The sequence below is a fragment of the Amycolatopsis sp. N2S4-7 genome, assembly GCF_058119595.1.
In genome coordinates, this window is the sequence record NZ_CP172299.1 from 4,428,283 (window position 1) to 4,443,665 (window position 15,383).

12 protein-coding genes are annotated in these 15,383 nt (G+C 72.1%); 5 read left to right on the forward strand and 7 right to left on the reverse strand.

Annotated elements, in window-relative coordinates; genetic code table 11:
- Nucleotides 1-4 precede the first annotated feature (4 nt).
- Entirely contained in the window at nucleotides 5-538 is a 534-nt protein-coding gene (locus ACH54P_RS20720) for a TetR/AcrR family transcriptional regulator (protein ID WP_489915138.1), read from the forward strand.
- On the opposite strand, the gene ACH54P_RS20725 is transcribed toward ACH54P_RS20720, so the two are convergent.
- Nucleotides 529-1,419 carry a hypothetical protein gene (locus ACH54P_RS20725; protein WP_489915140.1) on the reverse strand — a complete coding sequence of 297 codons (891 nt, stop codon included), beginning with the start codon at nucleotides 1,417-1,419 and terminating at the stop codon, nucleotides 529-531. The genes ACH54P_RS20720 and ACH54P_RS20725 overlap by 10 nt on opposite strands.
- A gap of 10 nt (nucleotides 1,420-1,429) precedes the next feature.
- Nucleotides 1,430-1,921, reverse strand: a complete 492-nt coding sequence (locus ACH54P_RS20730) for a SigE family RNA polymerase sigma factor (RefSeq protein ID WP_489915142.1) — start codon at nucleotides 1,919-1,921, stop codon at nucleotides 1,430-1,432.
- 143 nt (nucleotides 1,922-2,064) lie between these two features.
- On the opposite strand from ACH54P_RS20730, the gene ACH54P_RS20735 reads away from it, so the two are divergent.
- Entirely contained in the window at nucleotides 2,065-5,685 is a 3,621-nt protein-coding gene (locus ACH54P_RS20735; protein ID WP_489915144.1) for a S8 family serine peptidase, read from the forward strand.
- Between the two features lie 121 nt (nucleotides 5,686-5,806).
- Here the strand turns inward: ACH54P_RS20735 and aceB are convergent, their stop codons facing one another.
- The gene (aceB, locus tag ACH54P_RS20740) at nucleotides 5,807-7,414 is read right to left on the reverse strand and encodes a malate synthase A (RefSeq protein ID WP_489915149.1); all 1,608 of its coding nucleotides are present in this window, start codon (nucleotides 7,412-7,414) and stop codon (nucleotides 5,807-5,809) included.
- A 92-nt stretch (nucleotides 7,415-7,506) separates the two neighbouring features.
- Nucleotides 7,507-8,787 carry an isocitrate lyase gene (gene aceA / locus ACH54P_RS20745; RefSeq protein ID WP_489915151.1) on the reverse strand — a complete coding sequence of 427 codons (1,281 nt, stop codon included), beginning with the start codon at nucleotides 8,785-8,787 and terminating at the stop codon, nucleotides 7,507-7,509.
- 228 nt (nucleotides 8,788-9,015) lie between these two features.
- Between aceA and ACH54P_RS20750 the strand changes: the two genes are divergently transcribed.
- Nucleotides 9,016-10,440, forward strand: a complete 1,425-nt coding sequence (locus ACH54P_RS20750) for a short-chain fatty acyl-CoA regulator family protein (RefSeq protein WP_489915153.1) — start codon at nucleotides 9,016-9,018, stop codon at nucleotides 10,438-10,440.
- On the opposite strand, the gene ACH54P_RS20755 is transcribed toward ACH54P_RS20750, so the two are convergent.
- Nucleotides 10,441-11,424 (reverse strand): hypothetical protein, encoded by a 984-nt coding sequence (locus ACH54P_RS20755; protein ID WP_489915155.1) that lies wholly within the window; start codon nucleotides 11,422-11,424, stop codon nucleotides 10,441-10,443.
- Nucleotides 11,421-11,912, reverse strand: a complete 492-nt coding sequence (locus tag ACH54P_RS20760; protein WP_489915157.1) for a SigE family RNA polymerase sigma factor — start codon at nucleotides 11,910-11,912, stop codon at nucleotides 11,421-11,423. Before ACH54P_RS20760 ends, ACH54P_RS20755 begins: the two co-directional genes overlap by 4 nt.
- 88 nt (nucleotides 11,913-12,000) lie before the next feature.
- Here ACH54P_RS20760 and ilvA point away from each other — a divergent pair, with 88 nt between their 5' ends.
- Together ilvA and ybiA are read left to right on the forward strand one after the other, a co-directional pair.
- Entirely contained in the window at nucleotides 12,001-13,257 is a 1,257-nt protein-coding gene (ilvA, locus tag ACH54P_RS20765; protein WP_489915159.1) for a threonine ammonia-lyase IlvA, read from the forward strand.
- Between the two features lie 20 nt (nucleotides 13,258-13,277).
- A complete protein-coding gene (gene ybiA, locus ACH54P_RS20770; protein WP_489915161.1) occupies nucleotides 13,278-13,847 on the forward strand; it encodes a riboflavin biosynthesis intermediates N-glycosidase in 570 nt (189 codons plus the stop codon).
- A 1-nt stretch (nucleotide 13,848) separates the two neighbouring features.
- Here ybiA and ACH54P_RS20775 read toward each other — a convergent pair whose 3' ends face one another.
- Entirely contained in the window at nucleotides 13,849-15,279 is a 1,431-nt protein-coding gene (locus ACH54P_RS20775; RefSeq protein WP_489915163.1) for an alpha/beta fold hydrolase, read from the reverse strand.
- Nucleotides 15,280-15,383: the final 104 nt, after the last annotated feature.

Here is a 15,383-nt window from a genome sequence, read left to right on the forward strand (position 1 = left end):
TGACATGAATTCCACGGAGGCGACCGACCGCCTGCTGGAGGCCGCCGAAGAGCTCTTCTACGCCCACGGCGTGCAGGCGGTCGGGATGGACGCCGTCCGCGCGCGCTCGGGCGTCTCGCTCAAGCGGCTCTACCAGTGCTTCCCGGCGAAGAACGACCTGGTCGAGGCCTACCTCCTCCGCCGGGACGAGCGCTGGCGGAGGTCGTTGCGCGAATTCGTCCACGCCCGCGGCGACGACCCCCTCGCCGTCTTCGACTGGCTGGGGAGCTGGTTCGCCGAGCCGGGCTTCCGCGGCTGCGCGTTCATCAACTCCTTCGGCGAGTTCGGCGAGCCCGCGCCGGGCATCGCCGCCGCGATCCGCAAGCACAAGGACGAGGTCCGCGCCTACCTGCGTGGTCTCGTCGCCGCCCGGAGCACCGCCGACCAGCTGTTCGCGCTGGTCGAGGGCGCGACCGTGCTCGCCGCGATCACCGGTGACCCGGGCGAAGCGAGCACGGCCCGCGAAGCCGCGAAGGCCATCCTGGCTGCTCAGGGGTAGAGCGTCAGGCCGGGGTCGAGCGCGATGTCGGTCAGCTGGGCGAGGGTCAGCGGCGGCGACGGCATGTCCGGCCCGTCCGGGTGGTTCTTCTTGGCGTCGTCGGCGACGTTCTGCGCCTCCACCATGACGCCCGTGCCGTCGGGCTTGGTGACGTTCGTCCGGTTGAACGTCGCCTGCCCCGGGGAGCTGAGCGTTTCCTCGACGACCGTCTCGCCGTGCGGCCCGGCCTTCCGCTCGCACGATTGCTGCATGTCCTCGGGCGGTTTGCCGCACTCGGTGGCCGGTGTGGCGTTGCCGCCGAGCCGCGTCACGATCGCCCAGACGTTGCCCCTGAGCGCTCCCTTCGACGTCGTGGCCGCGGCCATGAAGTAGTCCTCGCCGCCGCGGCACGACGACTCGTGCCGCACCTGCGCGGAGAACACGTGGAAGAAGGTCAACGGCGGGTGCTGCTTCCCCTTCGGGTACTCACCCTGGGCGGCGTTCTCCGTCAGCTTCGTGCCCTCGGCGACCCGCTGCTGCACCGCACCCGTCAGCGCCTTCGTCAGCCGGCTCGCCGCGGCGGCCGCGGTCTCCGGGATCGGCGCGCCGGTCTGCGGCGGGTAGGGGCTGACGGCACAGGGATCTTCCGAGGGCGAGGGCGCCGTCGGCGTGCCGGACGCCCCGGGCACCACCGCCGTGCCGCCGGAGCCACCGGAGCCACCGGGGACGAACGCCACCGCCACGCCGACGGCCACTGCCGCCACGCCTGCGCCCGCGGCGGTCCACGGGTTCGCCACCCGCCGCACCCGCGCGCGACGGCGTTCGCGGTCCAGCACCGCCTCGACGTCTACTGTGGACGGTGGGACGGCGCCCATCGCCGCGTCGAACTGGTCCTTGCTCATTGCCCCTCCATCAGCTCTGGCTCGCGGCGACGAGCGCGCGCAGCGAGTCGAGCCCGCGCGCGGTCTGGCTCTTCACGGTTCCGGGTGAACACTCGAGGATCTCGGCGGTCTCCTCGACGGACAGGTCGCAGTAGTAGCGCAGCACCACCGCGGCCCGGCGCCGCGGCGGCAGCGCGTCGAGCAGTTCCAGCAGGCCGATCCGCTCGACGACGTCGTCGCTGGGCAGCACCGCAGGCTCCGGCAGCGTCTCCGCCGGCTCCTCCCGCCGCCAGGCTCTGGCCTTCTCGTCCAGCCACGTCCGCACCAGGATCCGGCGCACGTAGGCGTCGAGGTGCTCGACCTGCCGGACCCGCGGCCAGTGCCGGTACAGCTTGCCGATGGTGATCGACACCAGGTTGTCGGCGAGGTGCCAGTCCCGGCACAACAGGTACGCCGTGCGGCGCAGGACCTCCATCCGGGCCGTGACGTAGTCGCGGTACCCCGCTTCTTCCGACCGTTTCACCAGTTCCTCCTCGTCGCCCCCAACACCTGTCCAACGGGGTCCACGGGCGCCGGGGTTGCCCGGAGATCGAAATCCGGGCAACCCGCCGGCTCGCCGAGGCCGTTCCACAGGCCGAGGGACTCCGACAAGGGAGGAAACATCCCATGAGACGACCCACCACCGCGATCCTCGCGGTGACCTTGGCCGTGGGCGCGCTCGCGGCACCCGGCGCGGCGGCCGCCCCGGGCGGCGGGCCGGTGGACGGGCCCGCGGCCTCGCCGCGCCGGATCACGCTGGTCACGGGCGACCAGGTGCTGGTCAGCGGCTCCGACGTGCGGGTGCTGCCCGCCCGCCGCGACCGCCCGGTGCCGTTCCAGCAGTACGCCCGGCGCGGAGACCGGTACGTCCTGCCCGGCGACGCCGCCGGGCTCGTCCGGGCCGGACGGCTCGACGAGCAGCTGTTCAACGTCACCGGCCTGCTGCGCCAGGGCTACGACGACGCCCGCACACCGCACGTGCCGCTGCTGGTCCGCCAGGCGGACCCGGCGGTCGCCACCCGGACCGGTGTCGCCGCGCGGCCGTCCGGGCTCGGCTACACCGCCCTGGACGAGCCGAAGTCCGGCGCCGCGGCGTTCTGGAACCGGCTCACCGCGGAACCCGCGACGCTCGCGGCGGGCCCCGCGAAGGTCTGGCTGAACGCCAAGGTGCACGCGACCCTCGACCAGAGCGTGCCGCAGATCGGCGCCCCCACCGCGTGGCAGGCGGGCCTGACCGGCCGCGGGGTCGCCGTCGCCGTGCTCGACAGCGGGATCGCCACCGCGCACCCGGACGTGGCCGGGCACGTGACGGCGAGCAAGGACTTCACCGGCAAGGGCAGCGTCGAGGACGGCCACGGGCACGGCACGCACGTGGCCTCGACCATCGCCGGCTCCGGCGCGGCGTCCGGCGGGAAGTACCGGGGCGTGGCCCCCGACGCGACGCTGGCCGTCGGCAAGGTCCTGGACGACTCCGGCGACGGCACGCTCGGCACGGTCCTGGCCGGCATGCAGTGGGCGGTGACCGAAGCGCACGCGCGCGTCGTCAACATGAGCCTCGGCGGCGGACCGTCCGACGGGACCGATCCGGTGTCCGAAGCCGTGAACACCCTGACCCGGCAGTACGGCACGCTCTTCGTCGTCGCCGCGGGCAACTTCGGGCAGGACGAATCCGTCGCGGCCCCGGCCGCGGCCGACGCGGCGCTCGCCGTGGCCAGTGTGTCCAAAAAGGACGTCCTCAGCCCGTTCTCCAGCCGGGGGCCGCGGATCGGCGACGGCGCCGCGAAGCCGGACGTCGCGGCGCCCGGTGAGGCGATCACCGCCGCGCGGCCCGCCGGGATTCCGTCCGCGGGCGACCCCGTCGGCGACAGCTACCAGACGCTGAGCGGCACGTCGATGGCGACGCCGCACGTCGCGGGCTCGGCGGCGATCCTCGCCCAGCAGCACCCCGACTGGACCGCTGACCGCCTCAAGGCCGCTCTGACCAGCACCGCCACCCCGGTCGACGCCACCCCGGCCGCGGTCGGCACGGGCCGCGTCGACGTCGCCCGCGCGACGACCACGACGGTCACCGCCACCGGCAGCGCGTCGGCATTCCTCCCGTGGCCCAACCACGGGATGACCAAGCACGCGACGGTGACCTGGTACAACGCGGGCACCGCCCCGGTCACGCTGACGCTCGAGACGTCCCTCGACGGCGTCACCTTCCCGGCGACCGTGACGGTGCCGGCCGGCGGGAGCTCCCCGGTGGACCTCACCTTCACCGCGCGGGACGGGCACCCGGGCACGTACTCCGGCGTCCTCACCGCGCGTGGCGACGGCGTCAGCACCCGCACCGCGCTGTCGGTGCGGCAGGAGGACGAGACGTACGACCTGACCGTCGGCCTCCTGGACCGCGACGGCAAACCGTGGTCACCGACCGGCTATCCGCCGGTGACCATCCTCGACCTCGACAGCGGCGCGCTCACCCAGGGCGAGCCGGGCACCTACCGGCTGCCGCGCGGCCGCTACGTCGTGAACAGCGTGATCGAGACGCCGCGACCGGGTCAGGAACCGTCGTACAGCTTCATCACCCACCCCGAACTCGTCCTCGACCACGCCGTCACGCAGACGTTCGACGCGCGCGACGGCAAACCGGTGTCGCTCGAGCCGGACAACCCGGCGGCGCGCGGCGGCACGCACACCGTCGAGCGGCTGAGCCGGATCACGGCCTGCGCGTGCGTCTTCGACGGCGGGTTCGACCTCGATCCCCGCTTCCACGAGGCCTTCGCCGCGACGGTGCCGGGCACTTCGTCGGCGACGTTCGCCTTCGCCCAGCAACGGCGGGCCACCGAGCCGGACCTGGAGCTGACCGCGGACGACGGGCAGCCGTTCGCCGTCCGGGGTCGCTGGCTGGAATCGGCCGCCCCGGCCGGGCGCACCACGCTCCCGGTGGCGTCCGGCGGCGCCGGCACACCGGAGGACCTGGCCGGGATCGACGTCCACGGCAAGCTCGTGGTCCTCCGGCTGCCGTCGAGCACGCCGGTCGACGAGACGTACCGGCGGCTCGCGAACGTCGAGCACGCCGGAGCGGCGCTCGGCCTGGTCGACCTGTCCGGCGACGCCGCCGCGGCCACGGTCCTCGGCGGCGAACTGCCGAAGCTGACCCTGCCGACGATCTGGAGCGGGCAGAGCGTGACCGCGCAGCGGTTCACGGAACTGGCCAAGACGGGCCGGGCGTCGGCGACGGTGGTCAGCCGTCCGTCGCCGAACTTCCGCTACGAGCTGTCCGACGGCGTCGAAAAGCAGCTGACGGCGCCCCGCGTGCAGCGGCCGAAGACCCGTGACCTCGCCGAAGTGCGCACCGCCTACCACGACAACGCTCCCGGCGAAGTCCGGTACGTCGCCGGGCGCGAGTTCTTCGGCCGGTTGATCGGGTACGGCTACACCGAACCCGTCGCCGCGCAGCAGGAACGGTCCGAGTACTACTCCCCCGGCCGGTGGGAGACGGTGTGGACCGGCGGTCACCGCGGCGAGCTGACCGAAAACCTCGACGTGGCCGCGGGCCGGAAGTACCAGCTGAGCTGGAACAAGGCCGTCGCCGGGCCGACGTTGCGCGGACTGACCGTGACGTACTCCGGCGAGAAACCGCGGCCGTGGGCGTGGCGCAAGGACGGCGTCTTCGACCTGTGGCTGCCGCTGTTCGGCGACGCCGCCGGCCGGCCGCGCAAGCCCGAGGCGTTCGCCGGCGACACCGGTTCGGTGGGTCTCACCCGGGACGGCGTCGTGGTTCCCGTCGCGCCGTCGGGCGAACCCACGCTCGCGGCGATCCCGGTGCCGGACGCCGACGGCGCGTACCGGCTCACCGCCGAGGCCCACCGGCACACCGGCTGGTGGCCACTGTGGACGGACGTCTCGGCGGAGTGGGGGTTCCGCTCGTCGGCCGCCGCGGACGGCCAGGCCCTGCCGCTGCTGACGGCCCGCTTCGCGCCCGCCGTCGACCTCCGCAACCGCGCGCCGGGCAACCGGTTCTTCACGATCCCTGCGTTCGTGGAGCGGCAAGGCGGGGGTGCCGGGACCAAGCTGGCTGTCGAAATGTCCACCGACGACGGACGCACCTGGCAGCCCGCGGTGACGACGCGGACCGGGGACCACTGGACGGTCGTGGTGCGGAACCCGGCGAGCGGGTCCGTCTCGCTGCGGGCGAGCGCGAGCGACGACAGCGGGAACACCGTGCGCCAGACCGTGATCCGGGCGTACGCGGTGGGCTGACGGAGAAAGGGACCGGTCCGGTCGGCGGGGAGCCACCGCCGACCGGACCGGTCCGGTCCACACCATCCCAACCAGTGTGGATCCGGCCTCCCCTCGTCAGGTAGGGGAGGCCGGGGCCCTGCTACCGGGCGTCCGTAAGGTACCGCGCGTAGGCACCCGTGGTGAGGAAGCTGGGCAGCTTCTCGCCCAGCGCGGTCTCGGTGAAGATCTCGCGGGCGTCGTCGAGGCGGTTGCCCTCGCCGAGGTCCGCGCGGACCTTGGTCAGCTCGTCGTCCAGGAACTCGACCGCGAGCTCGCGGGTCAGCGCGGTGCCGTCCTCGAGCTTCGTGCCGTTGCGGATCCACTGCCACACCTGGCACCGCGCGATTTCCGCGGTCGCCGCGTCTTCCATCAGGTTGTGGATCGCCGCGGCGCCGGTGCCACGCAGCCACGCGTCGACGTAGCGCAGGGCGACGTTGATGTTCGCGCGCACGCCCGCTTCGGTGACCTCGCCGCCGGCGCTGGCCACGTCGAGCAGGTCCTCCGCCGTGACGTGGACGTCTTCGCGGAGCTTGCCGAGCTGGTTGGGCCAGCCGCCGAGCACGCGGTCGAAGACCTCGCGGCAGACCGGGACCAGGCCGGGGTGCGCGACCCAGGAGCCGTCGAAGCCGTCGCCGGCCTCGCGTTCCTTGTCGGCGCGGACCTTCTCGATCGCGGTCGCGTTGACCTCCGGGTCCTTGCTCGGGATGAACGCGGCCATGCCGCCGATGGCGTGCGCGCCGCGCTTGTGGCAGGTCTGCACGAGCAGCTCGGTGTAGGCGCGCATGAACGGCACGGTCATCGTGACCTGCGCGCGGTCCGGCAGCACGAAGTCGGCGCCGTGCGCGGCGAAGTTCTTGATCATGCTGAAGATGTAGTCCCAGCGGCCCGCGTTGAGACCCGCCGCGTGCTCGCGCAGCTCGTAGAGGATCTCGTCCATCTCGAAGGCGGCGGTGATCGTCTCGATCAGCACGGTCGCGCGGATCGTGCCGCGCGGGATGCCGAGCTCGCGCTGCGCCAGGAGGAAGACGTCGTTCCACAGCCGCGCTTCGAGGTGGTTCTCCAGCTTCGGCAGGTAGAAGTACGGGCCGACGCCGCGGGCGACCAGCTGACGCGCGTTGTGGAAGAAGTACAGGCCGAAGTCGACCAGGCTCGCCGACACCGGGCGGCCGTCGATGCGGATGTGCTTCTCCACCAGGTGCCAGCCGCGGGGGCGCGCGACGATCGTCGCCGGGTCGTCGCCGATGGCGTAGTGCTTACCGGCCTCGGTGGTGAAGTCGATGTTGCGGCGGATCGCGTCGAACAGGTTGAGCTGGCCGTCGATGACGTTGTGCCACGTCGGCGACGTCGCGTCTTCGAAGTCCGCCAGCCACACCTTCGCGCCGGAATTCAGCGCGTTGACCGTCATCTTGCGGTCGGTCGGGCCGGTGATCTCGACGCGGCGGTCCTCCAGACCGGGCGCGGTCGGGGCGACGTGCCACGACTCGTCGTCGCGGATCCGGCGGGTCTCCGGCAGGAAGCCGAGCGGCTTCTCGCCGGACTGCAGTTCCTCGCGCCGCGTGCGGCGGGCGTCGAGCAGCTCGCGCCGGCGACCGGCGAACGTGTTGTCCAGCTTGGCCAGGAAGTCGAGTGCCGCCGGGGTGAGGATCTCCGCGAACCGGCCCTCGACCGGTCCGGTGACCTCGATGCGGTAGTTCAGCCGATCAACCATGGGGTGCCTCCGCGAGCTGTGGGCAGGGAAGGAAAGAGGGAGGGACGCGGCCGGCGGCGGAGGGGGGGTGCCGCCGCCGGCCGCGGCCGGGATCAGTGGAACTGGGCTTCTTCGGTGGAGCCCTTGAGCGCCGTGGTGGAGCTCTCCGGGTTCAGCGCCGTCGCGACGTTGTCGAAGTAGCCGGTGCCGACCTCGCGCTGGTGCTTGGTGGCGGTGTAGCCGCGGCTCTCCGAAGCGAACTCGCGCTCCTGCAGGTCGACGTAGGCGGTCATGCCCTCGCGGGCGTAGCCGTGCGCCAGGTCGAACATCGAGTAGTTCAGCGCGTGGAAGCCGGCCAGCGTGATGAACTGGAACTTGTAGCCCATGTGGCCGAGCTCGCGCTGGAACTTCGCGATCGTCGCGTCGTCCAGGTGCTTCTTCCAGTTGAACGACGGCGAGCAGTTGTAGGCCAGCATCTGGTCCGGGAACTTCGCCTTGATGGCCTCGGCGTACTTGCGCGCCACCTCGAGGTCCGGCTCCGAGGTCTCCATCCAGAGGAGGTCGGCGTACTGGGCGTAGGCCAGGCCACGCTCGATGCAGGGCTCGATGCCGTTGCGGACCTCGTAGAAGCCCTCGGCGGTGCGGCCGCCGGTGAGGAACTGCTGGTCGCGCTCGTCGACGTCGCTGGTCAGCAGCGTCGCGGCCTGCGCGTCGGTGCGGGCGACGACCAGGGTCGGCACGTTCAGCACGTCGGACGCGAGGCGCGCGGCGTTCAGCGTGCGCTCGTGCTGCTTGGTCGGGATGAGGACCTTGCCGCCGAGGTGGCCGCACTTCTTCTCGGACGCGAGCTGGTCTTCCCAGTGCACGCCCGCGGCGCCGGCGGCGATCATGCCCTTCATCAGCTCGAACGCGTTGAGCGGGCCACCGAAGCCGGCCTCGGCGTCGGCGACGATCGGCGCGTACCAGTCGATGTCCGTGTTGCCTTCGGCCCAGGTGATCTGGTCGGCGCGGCCCAGCGCGTTGTTGATGCGGCGGACCACGGCCGGCACCGAGTTGGCCGGGTAGAGGCTCTGGTCCGGGTAGGTCTGGCCCGACAGGTTGGCGTCGGCCGCGACCTGCCAGCCGGACAGGTAGATGGCCTGCAGGCCCGCGCGGACCTGCTGCACGGCCTGGTTACCGGTCAGGGCGCCCAGCGCGTGGATGTAGTCCTCGGTGTGCAGGAGGTTCCACAGCTTCTCCGCACCGCGGCGGGCCAGCGTGTGCTCCTCGACGACGCTGCCGCGCAGCTTGATCACGTCTTCGGCCGAGTAGGAGCGCTGGACGCCAGCCCAGCGGGGGTCGCTCGCCCACTGCGCGGCCAGCTCCGCGGCCGCCTGCTTGGCCTGTTCCGTCATCGGTACTCCCGGTGTTGCGAAGTTTGCGATTGCTCGCCTTGCTTGGTCAGACCCTGACACGGCAGCGAAAATCGGGTCCAGTTGTCCAATTTGCCAATTTGTGCGAAGGGTCCGTACGCTCTTTGCAAAGGTTGCGAATCGCCGGTTCGCAAGCACCGCGAAAATCCGCGTTCTTGACCGTTCACGTAACCGTTCAGGACCGGAAACCTTCCGGAAAGGAGGGCACGAATGGAGAAGACTTTCGCCGGCGCGCGGCTGCGGCACCTCCGCGAAAGCCGGGCGATGAGCCAGGCGGACCTCGCCCGTGTGCTGGAGATCTCACCCAGTTACCTCAACCAGATCGAGCACAACTCGCGCCCGCTGACCGTCCCCGTGCTGCTGCGGATCACGCAGGCGTTCGGCGTCGACACGGAGTTCTTCGCCAACAACGACACCTCGCGGCTGGTCGCGGACGTCAAGGAAGCGCTGCTCGACGAGGCCCTCGGCGTCGACGTCACCATGGGCGAGCTGAACGAGCTCGCCACGAACCTGCCCGCGATCGCGCAGGCGCTGGTCAAGCTGCACCGCAGCTACCGCAACGCCGTCGAGAACACCGCCGCGCTGACCACGGAAAACGGCCTGGGCCTGCACGGCAGCGCCGCCGCGCCCCTGCCGCACGAAGAGGTGCGCGACTTCTTCTACGAGCGCGAGAACTACGTCGCCGAGCTGGACGAACGCGCCGAGAAGATGGCCGCCGACATCCCGCTGCAGCGCGGCCAGGTGCTCAGCGCGCTGAAGGAACGCCTTTCGCAGCGCTACGGCGTCGAGGTCACCAGCGAAGGCATCGACGAGGCCGCCGGCCAGCAGCACCGCTACGAGCCGGTGACGCGGGTGCTGCGGCTGGCGCCGAGCCTTCGGGTCGGGCAGCAGGCGTTCCGGATGGCTTCGCAGATCGCGCTGCTCGAGTACGACGACCTGATCACCGAGCTGGCCGACTCGTGGGCGTTCTCCGGTCCTGCCGCGCGGTCGCTCGCCCGGGTCGGCCTGGCGAACTACTTCGCCGGGGCGCTGATCCTCCCCTACGGACCGTTCCTGGCCACGGCCGAGCGGTTCCGCTACGACATCGAGCGGCTGTGCGACCACTACGGCGTCGGCTTCGAGACCGTGTGCCACCGGCTGTCCACGCTGCAGCGGCCCAAGCAGCGCGGGGTGCCGTTCTCGTTCGTGCGGGTGGACCGGGCCGGGAACATGTCGAAGCGGCAGTCCGCGGCCGGGTTCCACTTCTCGCGCGTCGGGGGCGCCTGTCCCCTGTGGAACATCTACGAGGCGTTCACCCAGCCGGGCAAGATCCTCACCCAGATCGCGACGCTCCCCGACGGCAAGAGCTACTTCTGGGTCGCGCGCACGGTGTCGCGCAACATCGGCGGCTACGGCAGCCCGGGAAAGACGTTCACGGTCGGTCTCGGCTGCGAACTGCGCCACGCCGGGCGGCTCGTCTATTCGACCGGCCTCGACCTCGACGAACCCGCCGCGGCGACCCCGATCGGCATGGGCTGCAAAGTCTGCGAACGCCCGGCGTGCTCGCAGCGCGCGTTCCCGACGATCGGCAAGCAGCTCACGGTGGACGAGAACACGAGCACCTTCGTCCCCTACCCCGCGGTGCCGAAGGGCTGATCAGCCGATCACGTGCGGAGTCCACTTCGCCTCGTCCGGGCCGATCAGCGTGATCCGGCCCAGCAGCTCCTTCGACGTGATGCCCGCCGCCTTCGGCTGGTCGATCGCGACGCACGCCTGCAGCCCGTTCTTCGTCGTGCACACGGGCTTGCCGAGGCCGTCCGCCTGGCCGCCGGGGAGGGAGACGGTGATCGTCGCCAGTGCGCTGTTCGACGAGTACTGGAGCACCGCCCGCCACGGGACGTTGTCGGTGTCGGGACGGCGCCACAGGTTGACGTCGGCGACGCGGAACGTCTCCGGCAGACCGGTGACGTGCAGTGGCAAGGGCACCGCGCGGTTCGCGAACGTCACCTCCCCGGCGACGCGCAGCAGGACCTGCCGCAGGTCGGGAAGGGCGAGGTAGTAGGCGTTCAGCTCGGCCCAGCGGCCGTCCCCGGTCGGCCAGCGCAGGTAGCTGTTGCCGTGGTTCAGCGGGTCCCTCGCGTCGGCCGTGACCCAGTAGCCGTCGCGGTCGCCGACCCGGACCGGGACGCGCACCGCCCGCCCGCCCATGTCACGTCTGCGGTCCAACGGCGGCTCCTGGTCGTACACCGCGAGCCAGATCATCGGCGCCAGGTCGCCGCGGCCGATGGCCAGCGCGTAGTCGCCGTGGCCGCCGACGCCGTACTCGATGCCCTTGATCGGCTCCGGCAGCCAGCCGAAGCTCGCCTTCGTCACCAGCGGGTTGTCGGTGGGCGCCGGCGCGACGGGCGCGGGCTGGGGCAGGACGGCCGCCGGTGCGGGCGGTGGCGTGGTCCGGAACACCGACACGGCGGTCAGGCCCGCGGCCGTCACCACCGCGGTGCAGCCGACGACCAGCGCCGTGGTCCGCGTGCGCCGACGACGTCCCCCCAGCCGGCGGGCCCGGTCGAGGTCGATCCGGGGCGGCGGCGCGGGCGCGTCGGCCAGCTCCTTCAGCTTCGTGGCCAGCTCGTGGTCGGTCATGCTCGTCCCTCCGGAATCGGCTCGCGCAGCAGCTCGCGCAGCGCGTCGACGGCCTTCGCGGTCTGGCTCTTGACGGTGCCCTCGGAACACCCCAGTGCCCGGGCGGTGTCGGCGACCGGCAGGTCGCAGAAGTAACGCAGCACGACGGTGGTGCGCTGCCGCGCCGGCAGCCGGTCGAGCGCGGCCCGCAGGTCGAGTGCCGTGTCGACGTCCGGGCCATTCGCGGGCGGATCGTGGTCCGTTCCGCGCAGGTCGACCCGCCGCCACCAGGACGTCCGCTGCTCGGCGAGGAACGTGTTGACCAGCGTCCGGCGGGCGTAGCCGTCGAGGTTGTCCGCCCGCGCGGCCCGCGGCCAGTTCGCGTAGAGCCGGGTGATCGCCGACTGGACCAGATCGTCGGCGCGGTGCCAGTCCCCGCAGAGCAGGTACGCGACCTTGCGCAGCCAAGCCGTCCGCGCGGTCACGTACTCCGTGAAACCGGCGTCCATCGGCGCCCCCCATCCTGTTCGTCACCCCTCTGATGCGCCCGGAGGCCCGGGAGGTTGCCCGGGACGCGCGAGTCGTAGATTCATCGGGGTGCACGACATCGACACGGTGACCGCCGCGACCATCGAAAAGGCCGCCGAGCGGCTGGCCGGGGTGGTGACCCGCACGCCGCTGGAGCCGAGCGCGCGGCTGTCGTCCCGGGTGGACGCCCAGGTCTGGGTGAAGCGCGAGGACCTGCAGACCGTCCGGTCGTACAAGATCCGCGGCGCCTACAACTTCATCGTCCAGCTCGACGAGCCGACCCGGCAGCTCGGCGTCGTCTGCGCGAGCGCGGGCAACCACGCCCAGGGCGTCGCGTACGCGTGCCGCCGGTTGGGCGCCAGCGGCCGCGTGTACGTGCCCGGGACGACGCCGCGGCAGAAGCGCGAACGCATCGCGACGCTCGGCGGCGCGCACATCGAGGTCATCGTCGTCGGCGAAACGTACGAAGACGCCTTCGCCGCGGCCAACGAGGACGCCCAGCGCACGGGCGCGACGCTGGTGCCCGCGTTCGACGACATCCGGACCGTCGCCGGCCAGGGCACGGTCGCGGTGGAGGTCATCGAGCAGCTGGGCTTCGTCCCCGACGTCGTGGTCGTGCCGGTCGGCGGCGGCGGGCTGCTCGCCGGCGTCGGCAGCTGGCTGCGCGAGCGGCACCCGGAGGTCCGGATCGTCGGCGTCGAGCCCGCGGGCGCGGCCTGCATGGCGGCGGCGCTGGACGCCGGGCGGCCGGTGCGGCTGCCCCAGCTCGACTCGTTCGTCGACGGCGCCGCCGTCCGCGAGGCCGGCGGCGTCACCTACCCGCTGATCCGCGAAAGCGGCGCCGAGCTGACCGCGGTCGCCGAGGGCGCGGTGTGCACCGAGATGCTGGCGATGTACCAGTCCGACGGCATCATCGCCGAACCCGCGGGCGCGCTCGCCGCGGCGGCGCTCGGCACGGTCGTCGACGTCGAGCCGGGCCAGACCGTCGTGTGCCTGGTCTCCGGCGGCAACAACGACGTCAGCCGCTACAGCGAGATCCTCGAACGCTCGCTGATGCACGAAGGGCTGAAGCACTACTTCCTGGTCGGGTTCCCGCAGGAGCCGGGCGCGCTGCGGCGGTTCCTCGAGCAGGTGCTCGGCCCCGAGGACGACATCACCCGCTTCGAGTACGTCAAGCGCACCAACCGCGAGATGGGCCCGGCGCTGGTCGGCGTGGAGATCGCCCGGTCGTCCGACCTCCCGGGACTGCTGGCCCGGATGGACGCGAGCCCCCTGCAGGTGGAGCGGATCGAGCCGGGCAGCCCCCTGTTCCACTTCCTGCTTTGAGCACGTGGTCCACTAGTCGGATGGTGAAGGTCGACGGGGTCCGCAGTGTCGAGGCGTTGCGCGAAAAGGTCCACGAGGGTGCGGAGCCCGAATACCTGCTGTTCTACGGCCACACGCCGTCGAAGTCCGGGCGGGTGACGGCGAGCTGCCTGAGCCAGTGGTGGCTCGACCCGTTCGAGGCCGACGGCGTCGTCTACCCCACCGCCGAGCACTACATGATGGCCGGCAAGGCGTCGCTGTTCGGAGACCACGAGAAGGCGGAGCTGATCCGGACCACGCCCGACCCGAAGACGGCGAAGGTGCTCGGCCGCGAGGTCGCCGGGTTCGACGCCGCCACCTGGGAGCGCCACCGGTTCGACATCGTCGTCGACGGCAACCTGGCCAAGTTCCGCGCCCACCGCGACCTGCGCCGGTTCCTCCTCGGGACCGGCGAGGCGGTGCTCGTCGAGGCGTCCAAGAAGGACCTCGTCTGGGGCACCGGCCTCGCCCGCGAAGAGAAGAACGCGGCCAAGCCGGACTACTGGCGCGGGCTCAACCTGCTCGGCTTCGCGCTGATGGAGGTCCGCGACCAGCTGCGCGCCCGCACCTGAGTCACGGCGCCGGGACCGGCTCGCCGGGGCACGACTTCGACGTCGTCGTGCCCGTGTCGAAGAACGTGACCGCGGCTGCGGCGCAGGGCAGTGACGACAGCGAGCCGTGGGCGTCGTCCTCGATCGTCATCAGCGCGCCGCCGATCCGCCGGCGCATGCCGATCGCCCAGCCGATCGGCGTGACCGGCTCGTAGACGTGGCCGACCAGCTGCACTGGGCTCGTCCCGGCCGTGAAGGTCCAGGGCCGCGCGGGCAGGGGCCAGCCGACGCAAAGCTGTTCGTAGAAGCCGTAGCCACCCGCGACCGGCAGGCGCCGCATCCGGTCGAGACGGTGCTGCCAGACGGTCTCGAAGTCGCGGGGGCTCGCCGACTCGTTGCAGAGCAGGGCCGTCTGCTGGAAGTGGTTGAACGCGTGGGCCTCGCCGTCCCAGCCGAGCTGTCCCGGCTGCTTCGCACGATCGGGTGATGTTGTGCCGCCGTCGCGGATCGCTGCCAGCTGCTGGGCCAGGTCGGCCCAGTCGCGGCGGGGGTTGGCGAGCATGCCGTTGACGGTCGCGCCGTCCACGTCGCCGCGCGGGTGGGCGGTCAGCTCGGCCCGCAGGTCGAGCAGGGCTTTCGCGACCACCGGCTCCGTGGTCCCGAAGTGGTAGACGGCGTCGTAGCGGGCGATCCAGGACGCGAAGTCGTGGAAGGTGTTCTCGCCGGCGGTCGCCTGGCCGTCGTCCATCGCCGTGACGTTCAGATCGGGCGGCATGACGGAGTCGAGCAGCATCTTGTCGACGTGGTCGTCGAAGAGCGTCCGGTACTGCGCGCCGAGGGCGGTGCCCCAGGAGACGCCGTAGTAGCCGATCTTGTCTTCGCCCAGCGCCACGCGGATGCGGTCCATATCGCGGGCGATCGTCGGCGTGGTCAGGTTGCGGACGAAGGCGGGGTGCGCGGCGACGCACTCGCGGTTGGCCTTGGCGGCGCGCTCCGCGGCTTCGCGGGCCTTCTCCTTGTCCGGGAGGCCGGGATCCGGCTCCTGGACGTCGACGGCGCACGGCAGATCGGCGCTGTAGCCGACCCCGCGCGGGTCGAAGCCGACGAGGTCGTGGTGGACGCCGATGCCGGCGGCGTGGCTGTCGGCGATGCTGCGGGGCATGTCGAGGCCGGACTGGCCGGGACCGCCGGGGTTCAGCAGCACGGCCCCGGTCCGCTCGCCGGTCGCCCGGATCCGGCTCACGGCGATGTCGATTTCCGGACCACCCGGGTCGGCGTAGTCCAGCGGGACGGGGACGAGCGCGCACTCGGTGCGGTGGTCGCCGGGGTCCCAGCCCTTCGCGACGGCGGAGCAGAGTTGCCAGGAGAGCCCGTCGGCGGCGGCGACCGCGGGGACGGCGGGGAGCAGCGCCGCCGCGGTGAGCAGCGGAACGGCGAACCGGGTGATCGACATGAGCTCAGGGTGGCGGGCGCAGCCGGTGGGGAGATCGGCCGATCAGCCGATGCTCACCGCCGATCGGCCGGGTGTCGCAAAGGCGGCGATGACCCGACGCCCAC